The sequence below is a fragment of the Simiduia agarivorans SA1 = DSM 21679 genome (genome assembly GCF_000305785.2).
GTDB classification, from domain to species: domain Bacteria; phylum Pseudomonadota; class Gammaproteobacteria; order Pseudomonadales; family Cellvibrionaceae; genus Simiduia; species Simiduia agarivorans.
The window spans coordinates 2,906,613-2,925,657 of sequence record NC_018868.3; the positions used below are offsets into that span (position 1 = coordinate 2,906,613).

At 56.1% G+C, this 19,045-nt stretch carries 19 protein-coding genes and 1 tRNA gene; 13 read left to right on the forward strand and 7 right to left on the reverse strand.

The window, feature by feature from the left end:
* Positions 1 to 60 precede the first annotated feature (60 nt).
* Together M5M_RS12990 and M5M_RS12995 are read left to right on the forward strand one after the other, a co-directional pair.
* Complete coding sequence (locus tag M5M_RS12990) at positions 61 to 1,062, forward strand: DUF3080 domain-containing protein (RefSeq protein ID WP_162141176.1); 1,002 nt, start codon at positions 61 to 63, stop codon at positions 1,060 to 1,062.
* Between the two features lie 61 nt (positions 1,063 to 1,123).
* Positions 1,124 to 2,602, forward strand: a complete 1,479-nt coding sequence (locus M5M_RS12995; RefSeq protein ID WP_015047973.1) for a S10 family peptidase — start codon at positions 1,124 to 1,126, stop codon at positions 2,600 to 2,602.
* Here M5M_RS12995 and M5M_RS13000 read toward each other — a convergent pair.
* The gene (locus tag M5M_RS13000) at positions 2,592 to 3,035 is read right to left on the reverse strand and encodes an FAD-binding oxidoreductase (RefSeq protein WP_015047974.1); all 444 of its coding nucleotides are present in this window, start codon (positions 3,033 to 3,035) and stop codon (positions 2,592 to 2,594) included. The two genes, M5M_RS12995 and M5M_RS13000, sit on opposite strands and share 11 nt — an antisense overlap.
* Positions 3,036 to 3,195: 160 nt before the next feature.
* Between M5M_RS13000 and M5M_RS13005 the strand changes: the two genes are divergently transcribed.
* Together M5M_RS13005 and M5M_RS13010 are read left to right on the forward strand one after the other, a co-directional pair.
* Positions 3,196 to 4,596: a flavin monoamine oxidase family protein gene (locus M5M_RS13005; protein ID WP_015047975.1), complete on the forward strand. Its 1,401-nt coding sequence runs from the start codon at positions 3,196 to 3,198 to the stop codon at positions 4,594 to 4,596.
* A complete protein-coding gene (locus M5M_RS13010) occupies positions 4,596 to 5,624 on the forward strand; it encodes a C69 family dipeptidase (RefSeq protein ID WP_015047976.1) in 1,029 nt (342 codons plus the stop codon). The genes M5M_RS13005 and M5M_RS13010 overlap by 1 nt, the downstream gene beginning before the upstream one ends.
* Positions 5,625 to 5,633: 9 nt before the next feature.
* On the opposite strand, the gene M5M_RS13015 is transcribed toward M5M_RS13010, so the two are convergent.
* Both M5M_RS13015 and M5M_RS13025 read right to left on the reverse strand, forming a co-directional pair.
* Positions 5,634 to 5,984 carry a PEP-CTERM sorting domain-containing protein gene (locus M5M_RS13015; protein ID WP_015047977.1) on the reverse strand — a complete coding sequence of 117 codons (351 nt, stop codon included), beginning with the start codon at positions 5,982 to 5,984 and terminating at the stop codon, positions 5,634 to 5,636.
* Positions 5,985 to 6,531: 547 nt separating this feature from the next.
* Positions 6,532 to 6,607 (reverse strand) — tRNA-Phe (locus M5M_RS13025).
* Positions 6,608 to 6,759: 152 nt separating this feature from the next.
* Between M5M_RS13025 and M5M_RS13030 the strand changes: the two genes are divergently transcribed.
* The gene (locus M5M_RS13030) at positions 6,760 to 7,089 is read left to right on the forward strand and encodes a hypothetical protein (RefSeq protein WP_015047979.1); all 330 of its coding nucleotides are present in this window, start codon (positions 6,760 to 6,762) and stop codon (positions 7,087 to 7,089) included.
* A 12-nt stretch (positions 7,090 to 7,101) separates the two neighbouring features.
* Here M5M_RS13030 and M5M_RS13035 read toward each other — a convergent pair whose 3' ends face one another.
* Genes M5M_RS13035 through M5M_RS13050 form a run of 4 tightly spaced genes read right to left on the reverse strand, consistent with a single transcriptional unit; the run spans position 7,102 to position 11,319 of the window.
* Positions 7,102 to 7,389 (reverse strand): oxidative damage protection protein, encoded by a 288-nt coding sequence (locus M5M_RS13035; protein ID WP_015047980.1) that lies wholly within the window; start codon positions 7,387 to 7,389, stop codon positions 7,102 to 7,104.
* The gene (locus M5M_RS13040) at positions 7,386 to 8,141 is read right to left on the reverse strand and encodes a type 2 periplasmic-binding domain-containing protein (RefSeq protein ID WP_015047981.1); all 756 of its coding nucleotides are present in this window, start codon (positions 8,139 to 8,141) and stop codon (positions 7,386 to 7,388) included. Before M5M_RS13040 ends, M5M_RS13035 begins: the two co-directional genes overlap by 4 nt.
* A 17-nt stretch (positions 8,142 to 8,158) precedes the next feature.
* Complete coding sequence (mutY, locus tag M5M_RS13045) at positions 8,159 to 9,217, reverse strand: A/G-specific adenine glycosylase (protein ID WP_015047982.1); 1,059 nt, start codon at positions 9,215 to 9,217, stop codon at positions 8,159 to 8,161.
* Positions 9,214 to 11,319, reverse strand: a complete 2,106-nt coding sequence (locus M5M_RS13050) for an AsmA family protein (RefSeq protein WP_015047983.1) — start codon at positions 11,317 to 11,319, stop codon at positions 9,214 to 9,216. Before M5M_RS13050 ends, mutY begins: the two co-directional genes overlap by 4 nt.
* Positions 11,320 to 11,481: 162 nt before the next feature.
* Here M5M_RS13050 and gcvT point away from each other — a divergent pair, with 162 nt between their 5' ends.
* From gcvT to M5M_RS13095, 8 genes are all read left to right on the forward strand, one after another.
* A complete protein-coding gene (gene gcvT, locus M5M_RS13055; RefSeq protein WP_015047984.1) occupies positions 11,482 to 12,567 on the forward strand; it encodes a glycine cleavage system aminomethyltransferase GcvT in 1,086 nt (361 codons plus the stop codon).
* A gap of 49 nt (positions 12,568 to 12,616) precedes the next feature.
* Positions 12,617 to 13,006 (forward strand): glycine cleavage system protein GcvH, encoded by a 390-nt coding sequence (gene gcvH / locus M5M_RS13060; RefSeq protein WP_015047985.1) that lies wholly within the window; start codon positions 12,617 to 12,619, stop codon positions 13,004 to 13,006.
* A 146-nt stretch (positions 13,007 to 13,152) separates the two neighbouring features.
* The gene (locus tag M5M_RS13065) at positions 13,153 to 13,824 is read left to right on the forward strand and encodes a methylamine utilization protein (protein WP_211216986.1); all 672 of its coding nucleotides are present in this window, start codon (positions 13,153 to 13,155) and stop codon (positions 13,822 to 13,824) included.
* Positions 13,817 to 16,090 carry a putative bifunctional diguanylate cyclase/phosphodiesterase gene (locus M5M_RS13070; protein WP_015047987.1) on the forward strand — a complete coding sequence of 758 codons (2,274 nt, stop codon included), beginning with the start codon at positions 13,817 to 13,819 and terminating at the stop codon, positions 16,088 to 16,090. Before M5M_RS13065 ends, M5M_RS13070 begins: the two co-directional genes overlap by 8 nt.
* Before the next feature lie 25 nt (positions 16,091 to 16,115).
* The gene (locus M5M_RS13075; RefSeq protein WP_051143427.1) at positions 16,116 to 16,949 is read left to right on the forward strand and encodes a DUF3034 family protein; all 834 of its coding nucleotides are present in this window, start codon (positions 16,116 to 16,118) and stop codon (positions 16,947 to 16,949) included.
* Positions 16,950 to 16,965: 16 nt separating this feature from the next.
* Complete coding sequence (locus M5M_RS13080; RefSeq protein WP_015047989.1) at positions 16,966 to 17,394, forward strand: group I truncated hemoglobin; 429 nt, start codon at positions 16,966 to 16,968, stop codon at positions 17,392 to 17,394.
* Between the two features lie 177 nt (positions 17,395 to 17,571).
* Positions 17,572 to 17,901: a hypothetical protein gene (locus M5M_RS13090; RefSeq protein WP_016389474.1), complete on the forward strand. Its 330-nt coding sequence runs from the start codon at positions 17,572 to 17,574 to the stop codon at positions 17,899 to 17,901.
* A 395-nt stretch (positions 17,902 to 18,296) separates the two neighbouring features.
* On the forward strand, positions 18,297 to 18,620 hold the full coding sequence (locus tag M5M_RS13095; protein ID WP_144062449.1) for a hypothetical protein: 324 nt from the start codon (positions 18,297 to 18,299) through the stop codon (positions 18,618 to 18,620).
* Positions 18,621 to 19,045 lie beyond the last annotated feature (425 nt).

Consider the following 19,045-nt stretch of genomic DNA (forward strand, 5'->3'; position numbering starts at 1 on the left):
AAGTCGGTATTGTTACGTATTTCCCGGATAAACGCAGTGGCGAACACCGCAAACGCAATATTGAAGATCACATGGGTGGCGCTTTGCCTGACCAGTGCAGCCTGTTCGCGCGATCCGTTGAAAAATGACCTGGACGATTACCATTACCGCCTGGGTAACACGCTCAACCAGAGCCTGACTGCGCCGGCACCGCCGCCGCTTTTGCCCTTGCCGGGCCGGCGCGACGTGCGGATACCGGCGCCCGAACAGCACATCGACCTGATTGATTTCCTGAAGCTTTCCCAGTGTGACCTGCAGCGTCTGGTGGGCCAGCGCAACGGTGCGCTCGGCCGGGTGATGACTGACAGCCAGCAATGGCTCTACGACCGCGCATTCGTGCGCCTGGGCTTGCAGTGTCTGCCTGCCATCGACGACCCGGAACTCAAGGCGGCGGTGGCGGCGGCCATTGAGGCCAAGCGTGCGTTCCGCCCTGCCCTTACCCACAACCTGTTGTGGGCGGGGCCGGAGTTACGGGCGTTCTTGTCCTATGGTGGGCAAGGCGTGGCGACGGATGTGGCCAGTGCGCGCTTGCAGGCGTCGGCACTGGACCAGTTGTATCAACTGCTGAGTCAACCGGCGCCGGATGGCGCCGCGCTGGAAACCACGCTCGCGCAATTGCTGGCGCCCAATGGCGGCGGCCAGTTGCTGGTGCAGTTGCAGTTGGCAGAGGCTTATCTGATCCCGGCGACCCGGGCTCTGGTGGAGGCACCGTCACTGTGTCCGCAGGGCAAACTCACCCGTCGCGGCGAGGTGCTCGGCAATGTATTCCGGGTCATCTATATCGAGCGTATTCAACCGCATCTGAGCGGCTTGGATCAGCAGTTGCGCCAGCTCCAGCCGGCGCTCGCACAACATCGCGCATGGGTGTCATCGCCCGCGCTGGCACGCTATTGGTCTGCGCATTGGTCGCTGGCAGGCCCCGCCGACACCAGCACCGCGGCGCGCTTCCGTCAGGCGGTAGCGGCCCATACCCGGGCCTGGCAATTGCGACTGGGCGAGTGTGGCTTGCGACCGGGCGCATGAATCATTGGTCGCTTTGTTCGTCTACCCTTGGATGCATGAAAAACTCTATAAGGTGATCCCTATGCGCTTGCTGGCCTGTGTGCTACTGCTGGTGCCTTTGTTTGCGTGGGCAGACGAGGCAGAAAAATCCAACGACCCCTTCCCCGAAGAAATTATCAAGGTCACCAGCCATAAGGTGACCATCAACGGCAAGAAAGTGGAGTACCAGGCCACCGCCGGCATTTCGTTCGTGTTCAATGACGAGCACGAAAAAATCGGCAACATTTTCTACACCGCCTACACCAAAAAAGGTGAAAAGCCAGGCTCGCGCCCGATTACCTTTGCTTATAACGGCGGCCCGGGTTCCGCGTCTGTGTGGTTGCACATGGGCACACTCGGCCCCAAGCGCGTCATGTTCGACAAAGAAGGCTTCCCCCTGCCGCCGCCCTATAAGGTGGTGGATAACGAATACTCCATTCTGGATAAAACCGATCTGGTATTTATCGACCCGGTGGGCACCGGTTATTCGCGCGCCGGTGGCAAAGGCACCAATGAAAATTTCCACGGCGTGTGGGAAGACGTGGCCACGGTGTCGGAATTCATCCGCCTGTACATGACCCGCAACAACCGCTGGAGCTCGCCCAAATACCTGATCGGCGAAAGCTACGGCACCCTGCGCTCTGCCGGTATTGCCCACCACATGAGCGAAAAAATGGGCGTGTATTTCAATGGCGTGATGCTGATTTCAAGCGTGCTGAACTACGCCATCGAAAATGACCCCAATGATCCCACCCAGATCATGTCGCCCATCAGTATCTTCCCGGCCTATACCGCCACTGCCTGGTACCACAACAAGCTGAGCCCCGAGCTGCAGAAAGATCTGGACGCTACACTCGCACAATCGCGCGAATTTGCCCTGGGTGAATTGGGCAGTGCGCTATTGCAGGGTGACTGGGCAAGCCAGGCACAAAAAGACGCGGCGATCAAAAAGTTTGCCGCGCTGACCGGCCTGTCGGAAGCCTTTGTACGCGAGCAGCAGCTGCGCGTGAGCCTGAAAGAATTCGTACACGAACTGCGGCGCGATGAAGGCCTCACCGTGGGCCGGCTCGACAGCCGTTTCGTCACAGAGCAATTAGACGCCATGAACGAACCCGGCTATCGCGACCCCAGCTACATGGCGATTCACGGCCCTTACACGGGCGCGATCATGAGTTATCTGAAGTCCGATCTGCAGTTCGACAGCGACCTGCGTTACCACATTCTCGGTGGTGGCGTGAAAAGCTGGAACTACAAGGAATTTGCCGACGACATGTTCGACATGAGCCACAAGCTCAAGGCCGCCATGTTGCGCAACCCGGACATGAAAGTGTTTGTGGCTAACGGCTATTACGATCTTGCCACGCCTTTCTTTGCCACCGAGTTCAATTTTGCCCACATGGGCCTGCCGGATGCGCTGAAGAAAAATGTGACCATGACTTACTATGAATCCGGCCACATGATGTACATCCGTCACCACGATCTGGTGAAACTGAAGCAGGACCTGGACGCGTTTATTCAGTAACGCCGGCGGGCCTGAAAATATACGCCGGGCGCGCCACCCGTGCCGGCCACAGGGCGTTGACCCGGCGTAGCTCCGCCTCACTCAGGGGTTGATAACCCCGTCCATAGGGCCACCCGTAACCCCAGCGGAAGCGGGTGGGCCAGAAGGGCGAGCCGCCCACTCTGACCCCCAGAAACATGATATTGCCCACCAGTGCCTGGTTTTTTGCCAGCACGCACTGCTCCAACTGGCGATCGGCCCACACCCGGCTGTGCCAGTCACCGCCGGCCCAGTAGGCCGCATCGTGGGCCACGCAGCAGTCGCGCCAGAGGCTTGGCTGGTCGTGGGTACCATCGGGAAACTGGCTGCAGCCATCGGTGCGGAAGGGCGCCAGTTCGGCCATCGCCGGCAGGGCGACCAGCAGTGTGACCAGCGTCCAGGTGTTCTTGTACATTCGGGTCACCGGCGTAGAATCGGGCGCAAAATCATAACAATAAACCGGCGGCTATCCGGCATTTTTACCAGCCGTTTTTGCGCTCAGCATTGGCTAAGCTTAGACGAACAGCGCCTGTCGCTTCGCATGCCGGGCCGCCACTGACTTTGGAAACCAACCCATGACAGAGCTTTCTCCCCTGTGCCACTACGATGTTGTTGTTGTGGGGGCTGGCTTTTCTGGTCTCCAGGCCAGTCGCCTGCTGGCGCGAAAATACTCGGTATTGTGCCTGGAGGCGGCCGCGCAGGTGGGTGGCCGGGTGCGCAATCACACCTTTGCCAACGGCGATACGGTGGACATCGGCGGGCAATGGCTCGGCCCGGGTCAGGATCGCATGTACCGGTTGGCATCCGACCTCAGGTGCGAGATCTTTCCGCTTTACAACCGGGGCGACAACCTGTTTTACGACGGCACCCGGCTGCACCGATACCACGGCACTATTCCCAAGCTCAAACCCCATGTGCTGCTCGATCTGGGGCGCATGATCCGCCGGTTTGAACGCATGGCCCACCAGGTGGACCCGGCCAAGCCCTGGGCTCACCCCAGGGCGGCGGAATGGGATGCCATGACCCTGCACAGCTGGATCAACCGCACCGGCTGGTCGGCGCAGGCGCGCGAGGTGTTCCGCATCGGCATTGGCGCTGTGTTTGCCGCCGAGCCTCACGAAATCAGCCTGTTGCATGCCCTGTTTTACGCGGCCAGCGGCGAGAGTCTGGAGCATCTGCTGGCCGTGGCCGGCGGTGCCCAGCAAGACCGCATACACGGTGGGACCTGGGCCATGTGCAAGGCAATGGCCGATGAACTGGGCGACGCCTGCCAGCTCAACGCCGTGGTGGAGTCCATCAGCTACAAGGCCGACGGTGTCAGCTTGTGTTACCGCCAGGCCGGCGCGCCGGTGTGCGTGTCGGCGCGTTGCGTGATTCTGGCCATGCCGCCCAACCAGATCAACCGGCTTCAATTCGACCCGCCCCTGCCCGCCTGGCGCGATCAGCTGTTCCAGCGCATGCCCGGCGCCAGCTGCATCAAATGCGTCGCCCGTTACGAGCAGGCGTTCTGGCGCGACCAGCGACTGTCCGGCCAGGTGGCCAGCACCCAGGGGCCGGTGCGGGTGGTGTTCGACAATGGCGAAAAAGGTAAGTCTGCCGGCCTGTTGATGGGCTTTGTGGAAGGCGATACGGCGCGCGCGTGGAGCGATAAGCCCGACGACTGGATCCAACAACAGGTGCTGGAAACCTTTGCCCGTTTCTTTGGTGAAAAAGCCCTGCATCCCACAGAGTTTGTGCTGAAAAACTGGGCCAGTGAGCCTTTTATCCGCGGATGCTATGCGGCGCTGATGGGCCCGGGCACCTGGACCAGCGCCGGCAAGCGACTGCGCAGCCCGGAAGGCCCCATCCATTTTGCCGGCACTGAAATGGCCACGGAATGGTTTGGCTATATGGAAGGTGCTCTGCAGGCGGGTGAGCGGGTGGCCAGTGAAGTGCATGCGCGGCTCAGCCGGCACCTGGAGCAGGCCATCAAGTAATGTGCGATACCTTTGCCTTTGCGCACGGCGGCGGCGTTTGGTTTGGCAAAAATTCCGACCGCGAACCGGATGAGCCGCAACGGGTTGAATATGTGGCGCCGGTTACTGGTGACCCCTCAGCCAGCTTGCCGGTCACCTACATCACCATCGACCAGCAGCCCGACCGCTTCGGTTACCTGATGGGCCGGCCCGATTGGCTCTGGGGCGCGGAAATGGGGGTAAACGATCAGGGCCTGGCCGTGGGTAATGAAGCGGTGTTTACCGCGGGCGCGGGCCAGGCGGAACCGGCACTGCTGGGCATGGACCTGGTGCGTTTGGCGTTGGAGCGGGCAGCCACGGCGCGCGACGGCGTGACGGTGATTACCGGATTGCTTGCGCGTTATGGCCAGGGCGGCGCGGCCGGCTATCGCAACAAGCGCTTCCGCTACGACAACAGTTTTCTGCTCGCCGACGCGCGCGAGATCTGGCAAGTGGAAACCGCGGGTAAGGCCTGGGTTGCCCGGCCTTATTCCCTGGCGGCCATCAGCAACAGCTTTTCCTTGCAACCGCCTTTCAGCCTGCATTCACCGGATCAGCCGCCGCAACAGCCGTTCCGCTATCGCAATAAGCGCCTGATGACCTGGTTGGCCGGTGCAGAACCGCGCCGGCAATGTGCGCTCAGGCTCGCCGGCCGGTTACAAAAGCAGGCGGCCGTGGAAGCAGCCGAGGTGATGGCTATTTTACGCACCCACGCAAGGGCTGATCGCCCGACCGGCAATCGGGATTTGTGCATGCATGCCGGCGGGCCGCACCGTCCGAGTGAAACCACCAACGCCATGGTGGCCTGGTTGGGACCTGCCGGACCCAAGGTGTGGTTTACCGGATGCCCTCAACCGTGCTGCAGTGAATTTCAGCCTGTGGCATTTGACGCCATACAGGTGGCGCAGACTTTTGGTGAGGGCTTTTGGGAGCAACAGCGTGGTTTGCTGGATGGCCTTACATCATCGGAACGGCGCGAGCGGCGGGCATGGGCTGGCCGCCCGCGCTGACCACCGTGCTCACACGTCTTGCTTGTTTTTCCTGCCCGCGCGTTGCCGGGCGCGCCAGATACGTGCCAGCAAAACCAGCACCAGGCCCAGCACAAACAGGCTGAGTGCCCCGGGCTCTGGTACGTAGACATTGTCGCTATGGGTGATGAAGGGCGCAGGATAGGTGTTGGCTGGCAAGAACAGTGGGGCCGCCGGAATCTCGGGTTGCGGGGTTTCCGCCAACGCCAGCCAGGGGTATTCAGGCGCTTCGGTCACCGTTTGCGGCGGTTGCTCCGCGAGCGTGATGGGTTCGCCCCACACCGGCAGCACGACCAAGCCCATTGCCAGCAGCAATGCAGCGTTCAGACCTCGTCTGTTCATGGCCAGTGCGCCCCCAGATCACTTTGTCGCACGATAGTACCACTTGATTTTGTGGGCTGTCATCTGTTGTGTTTTGTGGGAGTGTTGACGAGGGGAGATCAAGGCAATGCCGTTTTTGTCTGGAGTCAAAAACGGTAGATGCTGGTTGCTATTGGTCGAGTCAGGCGGTGCTTCTCTTTACAGCCTTGGGCATCTTATAGAAAGCCCTGTTCTTTTGGGCGGGGCTTTGAGGGTGGTGGTATTGGCGGACAAATTTGCCGGGAGCAAATTTGGGCAGCTTTGCTGGCCGGAGGGCGAGCCGCAGGACGCGGTGAGCCAACTATCGGAATAGCCTATGGGCTGTTCTGACCCTGCGGGCTGATGTGAAAGGAGTCGTCGGGGCGGAAGCATCGTAACAGCCTAAGGGCTGTTACGCCCCTGCGGGCTGCGCGCTATCGCGCTTGTGGCTAAATGCTGGTCGCATTTAGTCGAACCAGGCGGTGGGTCTCTCTACGCCCCTGGGCACCATACAAAAAAGCCCCGCTCTTTCGAGCGAGGCTTTTGTGTATGGTGCCCAGGGGCGGAATCGAACCACCGACACGCGGATTTTCAATCCGCTGCTCTACCGACTGAGCTACCTGGGCATTCCCGCTAGCGCGAGAGGCGCGTATTAAACCCGCATGGGCAGGTGGAGTCAAGGCCCGGTTGGGGCTTTTTGGCAGAAAGTCTTGCTGGTCTGTGGGATTGGATCGTCACAATTACAGGTTGCTCAAAAGCTGTACAGTGGAGGTGTTTTGTGAAGGCAAAAGAACTGTTAACCGAGTGGGAAAATACCACCGAGCGCTGGAAAGGCGAGGTGGAGTATGTGTTGAATCTGCCGGCTAAGGATGCGGCGCGGTTGGAGGCATTGGCCGCCTTGTACCCGGCGGTGGATAAAACCACGCTTATCAACCAATTGATTCACGCTGCGTTGGAGGAGATCGAGTCTTCCATGCCTTATGTGCAGGGTCCCAAAGTGGTCGCCCACGATGAACTGGGCGATCCTATGTATGAGGATGTGGGACTGACGCCGGAATACCTCAAGCTGAGGGCAAAATTCGCCGAGCAGTTCCGCCAGGCCGGCTGAATTCTTACCTGCTTATGCGCCGGGTGACGAGTCGCTCGGCGGCACATAGCCTTCGGCTTGGTCGAAGTCCTGGCCCGACAGGAATTTATCCATCTGCTCCTGCAAATAGGCGCGTGCGGTGAGATCCATCAGGTTCAGGTGCTTTTCGTTGATCAGCATGGTCTGGTGCGCCAGCCATTCCGACCAGGCTTTCTTGCTCACATGCTCAAACAGGTCCTGACCTTTGGCACCGGGAAACGGCGGCACGGCCAGGCCTTCGAGTTCCTGTTGGTATTTGCGGCAAAAAACGGTTCGGCTCATGGTGAATTGACTTCGGCTGAGTGGGACGGGGATTCTACCACTGCTGGCCATTCAATGTGGGCGCTGCCGAGCTTGCGTTTCAAAAAGCCGTTGGCTCGCAGTTCAAGCAACTTTTCACTTGCTGCCACGGCCAGCAGCCGGCCCATCCTGTCATCGGCAAAACTGTAACAAAGGGCTTTGTCGATCAGTGGGTGATCCACCGCAAAGGTGGGCATGGCCAGCCCGTCTGACTGTGCTATTTCTGCAATTTCCGCTGGGCTGGCAATAATCGCATCAACTCTTTGTCCATTCAGCATACGCAGCGCATTGCGCTGATTGACGGCCATGACTTTCTGAGCAGTAAGCGACTGGGGTAACGCGTAGTGATAGCCCCGCACAAGGCCGAGCTTCAGGCCGTTAAGCCCGGACAGCGCGGTGATGGCCGGGCGGTCGGGCGGGGTAAAAATGTAGCGCTTGATCTGCGCAAACGGAATGCTTTTGACAGATGTAACCGGGGGGCTCACATCACAAAAGTCGGGCACAAACGCGCGGACCTGACCGGCACGGTACATCTGATCTGCGCGCACCGGCGGCACCACATGGGTTTTAATTGTCGCATTGAAACGGCGCTCCAAAAAACTGACAACTTCCAGGTGGACCTCATACAAGGGGCCTTTGCCTTCCGCCTCCATGTAAACCGGCACTTCCATCGCAACAAAATGCCATTCGGGCGTGGCGCCCTGCAAGCTGCCAGCCCAGAAACACAGGAGCATCAGAATGGCGGTTGCTTTCAGAATAGTGGATCTCCGTTGGCCATTAAGTCGATGAGTTTTTTTACCGGCGCCGCCAGGCCCAGCGTGCCGGGTTTGGCGGGTGCGACCCAGCGTTGGGCTTTTTCATTAATTACCGACGGGGTGGATGCTAATTGCAACACCACCGGTTCAATGTCCAAATGGTAATGGCTGAAGGTATGGCGCCAGCCGGCGATTGTGTGGTGCTGTTCAACCGGTCCCAGCTGCCTTTCAGTCCAGTGTAGCGCAGATTCCCCTGTGGCCAGTTCCGGCAGGCTCCAGAGTCCGCCCCAGATACCGGAGGCCGGCCGTTGTTCCAGCAGCAGTTCACCGGCGGGGTTGCGGATCATGAGCAGCTGCACGCTTTTTTCAGGTAATACTTTTTTCGGCTTTTTACCCGGAAAGTCGGCGATGCGGCCGGCACCGGATGCCACGCAACCCATTTGTACCGGGCAGCGTTCGCACGCCGGTTTGGTGCGCGTGCACAGGGTGGCGCCGAGATCCATCATGGCCTGGGTGTAATGGCCGGTGCGCTCAGTTGGTGTGGCGGCCTCGGCGTGTTGCCAAAGCGTATTGGCCACCTGAGTTTGCCCGGGCCAGCCTTCTACGCCGTGATAACGCGCCAGCACCCGTTTAACATTGCCATCCAGAATGGCCGCGTGCTGGCCGTAGGCGATTGCAGCGATGGCGCCGGCGGTTGAGCGGCCGATGCCCGGCAGCGCCGACAGCTGTTCTACGGTTTTCGGAAACCGCCCCTTGTAGTCGGATGCCACCTGCTTTGCCGCTTTGTGCAAATTGCGCGCGCGGGCGTAGTAGCCAAGGCCGGTCCACAGATGCAGCACGTCATCAATGGGTGCGTCGGCCAATTGTTTTACAGTGGGGAAGCGTTGCATAAACCGGGTGAAGTAAGGAATTACCGTGCTCACCTGAGTTTGCTGCAACATGATTTCCGAAACCCACACGCGATAGGCGGTGATATTTTTCTGCCAGGGTAAATCCTTGCGGCCGTACTGGTCATACCAGCGCAGTACGGCCGCAGCGTTCAGCACTTGGGTCATTCTTTCTTTTTGCCACCGAACAGGTTTTTCAACAACTCTTTGGCTTCCGGATTTTTTTCCAGGTGTTTATCCAGTTGCTTGTCTAACTCTTTATTGACCTTGGACTTCACCTCATCGCGGTACATGTCTTCAATTGCCGCCATATCCGGTGCGCAAGAGCGCGCATTGAGTTTGGCGAAACTGTCTTTGCAGCGGATGGGGAGTTTTTTATTGAGCAGCTTTTTATTGGCGATAGGGCAATTCAATAACGCATTGGCCGCTTCATCGATAGTGAGGTCAAATTTGAAATCGAGTCCGCCTTTGGCGAGATCCACCACGCCCAAACCGCCCATGGCCATGGATTCCACGCCACCGTTCATGGATTTAACCGTGAGCTTCTGATTGGCCAGTTGGATCTGGCTGGTGAGCGTTTGCAGTTTGGTGAAGTCCGCCCACTCAATGGCGGGCATTTCCTTGCGCTGCGCCAGCATAGCCAGTTCGCACAAACTCTTTTCCAGATTCATGCTGTGCAGCAACATCTGTTGGCTTTGCAGGCCGATATCGGCCGTGAGGGCTTCTGCCAGCGCGGTGGATGTAGCGCCGCGGGATTGACCCTTTACCGTAACGGCGCCACTACCCGACACCAGGGGTGCAACTTCGAAATCCTGCAGCAGTTTTTCCAGCGGCATTTTATTGCCCGTGGCATTAAAGCTGAGTGTCGCTTCATCTTTGCGCGCATCGAATACCCCATTGGCATTGAGCGGGCCTTCGTGCAGGCGGGCATCAAAACTCTTCAGCTGGATCAAACCGGCTTTGGCGATGACTTTGGTTTTGACTTGCTGGAACGGCAGGCCTTTAACGGTCATTTTGTCAAAGCCGGCCAGCAGATCCAGGTTGAGTGCGCGCAATGCCTCCAGTGGCAAGGCATCGCTAGCGGCCGGCTTACTCTGGCGGATGGCTTTTTTGCCGCCGGCACCGGCGGCGCCAGCTGTATCTGCTTCAGGTGGCGGCAGGTAGTGATCCAGATTGATGGCATCGCCCTGGATGTCCACCAACAACGCGGTGGTTTCAAAATCGGTAATGCCCGCTTTGCCTTTGATGGTGCTGCTGTCCACCAGAATGGTCAGGGGCTCCAGCATCAGTTGTGTGCTGTCGCCTTTAAACGGCGAGGCTAACGACACTTCGTGCAGCGCGCGTGCGTCTGCCATTGGCGGCAGCGGGCTGCCGAGTGCAATCATCAGTTTTTGCAGGTTGGTGGGCGCTAGTGTCAGATCACCCGAGTAGCGCACGCCCTCGCCGCCCAGCAACAAAATAGCATCGGCACTCAGGTCGGCTCGGGCACTGGTGCCGGCGTGGGTCAGGGTCACAGGGGCTTTAAGGCCTTCAATAATCACCTGATCCAGCGCTTCCGGCAGGCGCAACGTGAGGTTGGCGCGGGTCTCGCCTTTGAGCGTTGAAGCTTCGGGCCGCACCAGCGTAAAGGCGGTGTTAAGGCTGACGGGAATGGCCGAGCCATCCAGCTTCAGGTCGGTGATTTCTGCGCCCAGATCGGTCAGGCTCAGGTGGATGCCGTCGGCTTTGGCAAAGCTCAACTGGCTGTCCTGCAGTGTGAGCCGGGCCAATTGCAACTGTTGCGCCGCATTGAAAGGCTGTCGGGCATTGACCGCTCGCACGTTGCCCAGCTGGTGCGCCCGTGCTATGGCGGGTACCAGTACGGGTGCGTGTTCCGCCGCGGCCACTTTGCCGAGAGACTGCCAATTGCCCACGCCGTGCTTGTTCACCTTCAGATCTATTTTGGCGCCAGTCAGGGTGATGCCGTCGATTTTTACTTCCTGGCTGAACAGGGGTATCAACTGGACCGCAACCGCAAAGCGGTCGATGGCGGCAATGGGGGTGTCTGGCGCTTCGGGTGCGCTTACCGCCACCTGCTCTGCTTTGATGGCAATGCGGGGCCAGAGCTGCCAGCCCAGGTCGCCATCCATTTTCAGGACCACATTGTTCCTGGCGGCGAGCTCGATGATCTGGGGCTTATATTTGTTGGGGTCGAATGTCAGGACCAGCGCGATTGCAGCCAGCACCAACAACAGAATCAGAATAAATAGGATTTTCAGGGCGCGTGCCATAGTTCCTCCTGAGCGTGGCGATGGGGGCCAGTGTAAACCAACCACCGGAGGCTTTTACGCTGGCCGGGCAAATTTTTGCTTTACTTGGTTTTCAGCGGTTCCCCCCTTGGCCCAATACCGTTAGAATGCGCGACTTTCCACTATAGGAAACAGGTGATCACTATGGGAAACAAGACCCCTTTATATGAAAGCCACAAGGCCATGGGCGGCCGGGTGGTGGATTTCGGCGGCTGGGACATGCCAGTGAACTACGGCTCGCAGGTGGAAGAGCACCATAAGGTGCGCACCGATGCCGGCATGTTTGACGTTTCCCACATGACCATTGTGGATGTGACCGGCCCCGAGGCCAAAGCCTACCTGCAGAAGCTGCTGGCCAACGACGTGGCCAAGATTGAATCGGCCATCGGCAAAGCCATGTACACCGGCATGCTGAACGAGCAGGGCGGCGTGATCGACGACCTTATTGTGTACTACCTGGGCGACTGGTATCGCACAGTAGTGAACTGCGCCACCCGCGAAAAAGACCTGTCATGGATGGGCAAGGTAGCGGCCGATTTCGACGTGACCCTGACCGAGCGCCCGGCGCTGGCTATGGTGGCAGTGCAAGGCCCCAATGCCATTGCCAAGGCCCAGCAAGTGCTGCCCGCTCACGCCGATACCATTGCCGCACTCAAGGTGTTCCAGGGCGCGGAAGCCGGCGACTGGTTCATTGCCCGCACCGGCTACACCGGCGAGGATGGCCTGGAAATCATGGTACCCGAGACGGAAGTGGTCGCCTTCTGGCAGGCACTGGCCGACGCCGGCGTGCAGCCCTGTGGCCTGGGCGCGCGCGATACACTGCGCCTGGAAGCCGGCATGAACCTGTACGGCTCCGACATGGATGAGACCATCTCGCCGCTGGAAGCCAACATGGCCTGGACCATTGCCTGGGAACCGGCCGGGCGCGATTTCATCGGCCGCAAAGCGCTGGAAGCCCAGAAAGCGGCGGGCGTTGCGCGCAAGCTGGTGGGGCTGGTGCTGGAAGAAAAAGGCGTGCTGCGCGGTCACCAGAAGGTGATTGTGGAAGGCACTGACCAGACCGGTGAAGTCACCAGTGGCACCTTCTCGCCCACCCTCGGCTATTCTATTGCTCTGGCCCGCGTACCGGCCTCCATCGGCGATTCCTGTCTGGTGGAAATGCGTAACAAACAGGTGCCTGTGAAGGTGGTAAAGCCCAGTTTTGTTCGCAACGGCAAAAAATTAATTTAGAATCCCCTTTTTATAAGATTGACCGCGACGCCCGCGAGAGGAACCCCCAATGAGCGAAATTCGCAAAGAACTCAAATACCTGTCCAGCCACGAGTGGGCGCGTATTGAAGAAGATGGCACCGTTACCATCGGCATTTCAGATCACGCACAGGAAGCGCTGGGCGACGTGGTCTATGTAGAAACGCCGGAAGTCGGCTCCACTGTGAATGCCGGTGAAGAAGCCGGTGTGGTGGAATCGGTAAAGGCCGCCTCTGACATCTACTCGCCCATTTCCGGTGAAGTGATTGCCGTCAACGAAGCACTCGAAGACGCGCCAGAAACCGTTAACAGTTCACCCTACGACGACGGTTGGTTCTTCAAAGTGAAGCCCAACGATTTGTCGGAACTGGATGACGCCCTCGACGCGGCTGGCTACCAGGCAGCTTGCGAAGACGAGTAAGTCGTCAAATAAAAGAACCCCGCTAAAACGGGGTTTTTTTTTGCTCTGGTTTTCTGATTGTGCTGTTCAGGCGCCATCAACGGGCCCTGAAGCGTCTATAGTGGTATTTACCAAGTGGTAGTACTCAGATAACAGCCATGCCCACCATGAAAAGCCAGATCCGCTCGTGGATTGCCCCTTGTCTCAGCCTTGTGCTCGCAGTACTACTCCCTTGGGGACAACTGCTGGCGGCCACGCCCGTTGTGATTCTCGATGCTGCAGGTTTACCGTTACCGGATGCGGTGCTGGTGGTCCCGGGCCAATCCGGTCCGGCGCCGGCGGGGCCGTTTATTGTGGATCAGGTTGATCTGACGTTCGTCCCCCATGTGCTGGTAATTCCCGTAGGGGCTGAAGTGGTATTCCCGAACAGCGATCGTACCCGGCACCACGTCTATTCCTTTTCGGCGCCCAATCAATTCGAATTAAAACTTTACAGGGCTAAAGATGCCCCGCCGGTCAAATTTGATGAGCCCGGAATCGTAGAGTTGGGCTGCAATATTCATGACGAGATGAAAGGGTATCTCTTCGTCACCCGCGAAAACGTCTTTGGTGTCAGCGATGCGCAAGGCAAAGTGGTATTCAACGACCTCGCGGCTGGCGCAAGCGAGGTTATCGTATGGCACCCGGCAATGGGCACGGCTGCACCACAACATTACGCACTGGCGCCGGAAATACGTACTGATATAAGGCCGGTGAGGCCTGATCCTGCACCAAAGAGCGATCTGCGTGACAGGCTCAGGCGGTTTAAAACCCAAGCCACGGAGCCTGCTGGTGACTAGCCTTCGCAGCCAACTGGTGTTGGCGTTTTCCGGTTTGCTGGTGGCGGCGTTGGTCTCTATTACCTGGGTGGTAATCAATACCACGCGTGCAGCGGCGGATAACTTTGCCGAACGGGAATTAGCAATTGCCGAGAAAGTCTTTATCGAGCAATTGTTAAATAACCAGCGCCAGCTCACTGGTCGCGCCCGCTTGCTCGCAGAGGATTTCGGGTTTAGGAAAGCCATTGCAACCGGTGAGCAGGAAACATTGATCAGCGTGCTGGCCAATCACGGTGATCGTGTAGGGGCAACACTGGTGATGTTGGCCGAGCCCGATGGAAAGATTGTGCTGGCTAGCCATAATCTGGATGCATCTGATAGACGATTGCGCGACGTGATGGCCAGTGGCAGCAACGCAACAAGCCAGATACTGGTGGCGGAAGGCAATGCATTTCAATTGGCATTGGTGCCTGTCATGGCGCCCAACCTGATCGCCTGGGTGGGATTGGGGTTTGCCATTGATCAGGCGGCGCTGGATGCACTGAAAGCAATCACAAAAGCCGAGGTTGCGCTTGAAATAGGCGGACGTTTGTCATTGTCTACCACGGCGCAGATACATCGCAAAACCTCCATTGCCGAACTACAGGCGTCTGCTGATTGGTTGGTGCGCCAGGTCAAACTGGATACATCTGATCCTGCGGACCTCAATGCCTATTTGTTGGCTTCACCGGCTGAATTGTCCGCGCCTTTTGCCCAGCTCCAACAACAAATGCAGCTAATTGCTGTGTTCGCTTTGGTGATTACTATTGCTGCGGCTGTCATGCTGGCGAAATCCATCGCCCAGCCCATAGGCTTTCTGGTAAGTGCCGCAGACCGTATCGCCAGCGGTGACTATGACAAACCCGTTGAACAATTCCGTAGTGAAGAATTGGGCCGACTGGCGAAAGCGCTCAATGCACTTCAATCTGCTGTCAAACACCGTGAGGCGCACATTCTTCATCAAGCGACACACGATGAAGAATCGGGTTTGCTCAATAGCTATGGATTGCGCGAGGCACTGGCAGAGCTGTTTAAGGACGACAAAGTGTTTTCATTTAGCCTGGTCTCATTGGAGAACTATAGCCGCATCAGTGACCTTTATGGCTATAGCTTTGTGCGTAAGCACCTGCCGGTTCTGGCTGAACAGCTGGTGCAGCGGCTGGATGCTGATAGTCTGGTTGCGAGGGTGGCTCGGGATCAATTGGCAGTGGTCGCTAAACAACCGATAGAATCACTGAATTCAGCCCTGGCTGACGCCATGGCAGCGCCATGGCCGGCAGGCCAGGTGCAAATACAGTGGGATATCAAACAGGGATTAATGGCTTGTCCCGAAGCCGCCGCTGATAGCGAGCAATTGTTACGTCGGGCCAATGTGGCACTCAAACAAGCACGATTGCGGAATATCCCCGCGTTTACTTATCAATCGGGTTTGGACGAACAGTACCTGAGAAAACTCAATATTACGCAACGTCTGCAACGGGTGACGGAAACCGGTGGGCTTGAATTGCACTATCAGCCCCAAAGTTGCTTATCGACCAGAAAAATTGTGGGTGTCGAAGCGCTCTTGCGTTGGAATGACCCGGAATTGGGACCGGTATTTCCGGATGAGTTTATTCCGCTTGCTGAGGAGACTGGCACGATCAGTTCACTGACCCAATGGGTGTTGAATCAGGCACTGAATGACATAAAAGCGTTGGCATTGGATTATCGGTTGGCGATGGTTTCGATCAATCTATCCGCTAATGATCTGCTGGATGCAACTATGATTCAAAAGCTGTTGGCTGCGCAATTATCGATAGCTGGTAGCGCAACCCAGCTGGAATTTGAAATTACGGAAACCGCTTTAGTGCAGGATGCTGATACTGCGGTGCATCACCTGCATCAGATGGAGTCTGCAGGTATCGGGCTTGCAATGGACGACTTTGGTACAGGCTATTCATCATTGTCGCAATTGAAGCGGCTTCCGGTGAGCAAACTCAAAATAGACAAATCCTTTGTGCTCAGTCTGGTGGATGATGCGGATGACCAAAGTATTGTAAAGGCCACCATTGCGATGGCTAAAGCGCTGTCTTTGAAAGTGATTGCAGAAGGCGTAGAAAACCAAGTCTCTGCCCAACTTCTACAGCAATGGGGCTGTGATGTGATGCAGGGCTACTACCTTGCGAAACCTATGCCCCTGAACAGACTAATTCAATGGCTGAAAGAATATAATGAATCACATTTTCCTCAAGAAACGGTGGGTAACTAGCCTGATTCTGTTTTTATGTGCGCCAATGCTTGCAGCGGCCCAAAGCAAGATATTGGCTACGCCCGGTGCAATGCAGTTGGAAGGCTCGGCGGGTGGCGGTATTGTTCCCTGGGCCGTGATTGGCAGCTACGGCCACGAAGACGAATGGGGTGCTAGTGCGGCACTCACCAAGGTTCAGGTGAATGACCTCTCCATTACCAGCGCCGGCTTTTTGCTGGGCGTTGATAATCGCTGGGAATTCAGTGTGGCATCGCAGCAGCTGCGCTTGGGTGCGGATGCCAACGCAGAACTGGCGGCCGCCACCGCTGGCGCCTGGACCAAACTCACCGTACAGCAAGATATCTTCGGCGTTAAAGCCCGCCTTGCCGGTGATCTGATTTATGGTCAAATGCCGCTAATCGCCGTAGGTCTGCAACACAAGGTAAATCGCGATGCAGAGCTCGCCACACAAGTACTGGGCGCGCATACCAGCCGCGACAATGACTATTACGTGAGTGCCACCAAGCTTTATCTGGACGCGCTTGCCGGTGGCAACCTGCTGGTGAATGCCACCGCCCGCTATACCGCCGCTAATCAGGCTGGCCTGCTCGGCTTTGGCGCCAATGGCAAATTGTCGCCCCGTTGGGTGCCCGAACTGAGCGTGGGCTGGCAATTTGCCAGTCATTGGCTGGTGGGAATGGAATACAGAAAACTCCCCAATGGCCTCGCCTCGGCGCCCGAATCGCGTTGGGCCGACGCGTTTGTTGCCTGGTTCCCGAATAAGCGTATGTCGGTGGTGGCGGCCTATGCGGATTTGGGTGATGTGGCCCTGTGGCCAGAACAGCGTGGATGGTATTTATCGGTACAAATCAATAATTGAAAAAAAGAGTTAAACCATGCGATTGCTATTTTGTTTTCTGGTATGGATTTTGGCGGGTTGTGCCAGCCAAAATACGGACAATCTCTATGAGCGGCTTGGTGGCGAACAAGGTATAATAACCATTGTGGACAACTTGCTTTACGTTATCGCGGAGGATCCGATTATCCGGCCTTTGTTTGAAAAAACCGACCTTGATCGATTTCATGAAAAGTTGTCAGAGCAATTGTGCGAAGTCGCTGGAGGCCCCTGTATTTATACCGGAGACGACATGGTAGAAGTGCATGCCGGGATGGCTATGAACAACCGGCATTTTGATGCGATGGTGACGGCGCTGGACCAAGCAATGCAGGATGCCGGTGTAACGTTCAGCGCGCGTAATGCCATGCTCGCCAGGCTTGCCGCTCTGCATGAACAAGTGATGCAAGAAACTGTCATTCCAAACTAATATGCAGCAAGGAAGAACCCTATTTTCAGAATACTTCTGTACTGAACTTACTGTGGCAAATTTCTTTTTTATTGAAAGTGGCGTACTTCTATTGAACACTATTAATGCGGATGTTGGTAAAATTCGTTCGGCCACGCGCAATCTAGATCTGCACGTAAAGAAGCTCAGGTTAATACAATGATTAAGCATATTACTATTGCATTTCTTGTTTCTATTTTTTTGTTTTCCAGTGGTACACTAGCTAAAAATTCCAATTCTGAAGATAAAAAGTTGCCGCCTGGATTGGAGAAAAAACTTGAAAAAGGTGAAGCGTTGCCACCAGGTTGGCAAAAAAAGCTCATCGTAGGTCACCGCCTTGATGATGGGGTATATCGGCGGGGGCGTGTCATACATCGGGGCGACAATGGTGAAGTCACCATTGAAGTAGAAGATGAGGTTATCCGTGTCATCGAAAATACCCGCGAAATCCTGGAGATTCTGACGGGCAAGCACCAGTCGCATCGCTGAGTTTTAATGAAAAGCGCTGAATAAAACCCAAAAAGTCGCCAGCTGGCGACTTTTTATATTTAACGTTAAAGAAATATCGGCGGTTCCCTGGCAGCCATTATCAAGAAAGTCACTTTGTGCATTACCCAGAAACCGTTAGTAGGGTCCAAAACGCTGGTAGCCTTGCCTGCATTGCTAGCTCCTTTGCCGTCCGGATCAAAATAACCCTATTAGAGCTAGGGTCTTTTGGGCTGCATATATAGACAACGATGCTACATATAGACATGCTACATATAGACAATGCAGATATAGACAAAATTAATAGAAATTGTCTAAATGTGGCATGCGATTGTCCAGATGTAGCATATTGTCTATATGTGGACGGGTCTGTTAATCACACTGTTATGTTTCGTGAGATGAAAAAGTACCTCTTTGCTTTAGCTGTTTTAGTGGCCCCATTGATAATGTGGGTTGCAGTAGAGTCTGCCGGAAAAGCCTATTTAAACTGGGCTATGCAGCCACTAGCGCCATTGATTGAAGTTGTCCAAAGTTCAAATGCTAGTGGGCCGATCTCGGACTCAGAAATATCGGAAAAATATGGAATAGACGCCAGTGTTCTACGTGCAGAATCTGCAAAGAGAAGCAAATGGAGTCCTTACGTAATAGGCTTCTTATTGTTTGTATTTGTGATGTTTGTGGCCATTGAGGCTCTATGGTTAAAAAGAAGATTAAAAACATAACAAATAAAGGCAAACCGACGCGCAAAATGCGCACGCGGTTGCTTTAGGCGTTATGTAAAAATTGATCGAAATGTTTAGTACGCTGAATAAATATGTAGGCTTAATTTGCATTCTTCTTTTGCCTGTAGTTATAGCCATCGTCAGCATCAAAGATCCTGAGGAGCATTCAAGAGCTGGAATTGAATGGATATTTGCGCTGTTGGGTATATGGCTGCCTTTCTATTGTTTTAGATGTATAGAAAAAGGCCACATATTTTTACCAAGTGTTAATGACATACACTTAGCGAAAGAGCCAATCGTGTTTTGGATATTTATAGCTCTACATATGGCGGTGTCATTAGCAATTTTTAGGAATATAGTAAATGTCATTACATAACAAAGGCGGCCAATTCGCGACTGACGCCGCTGGACTCGCTTTCGCTCGC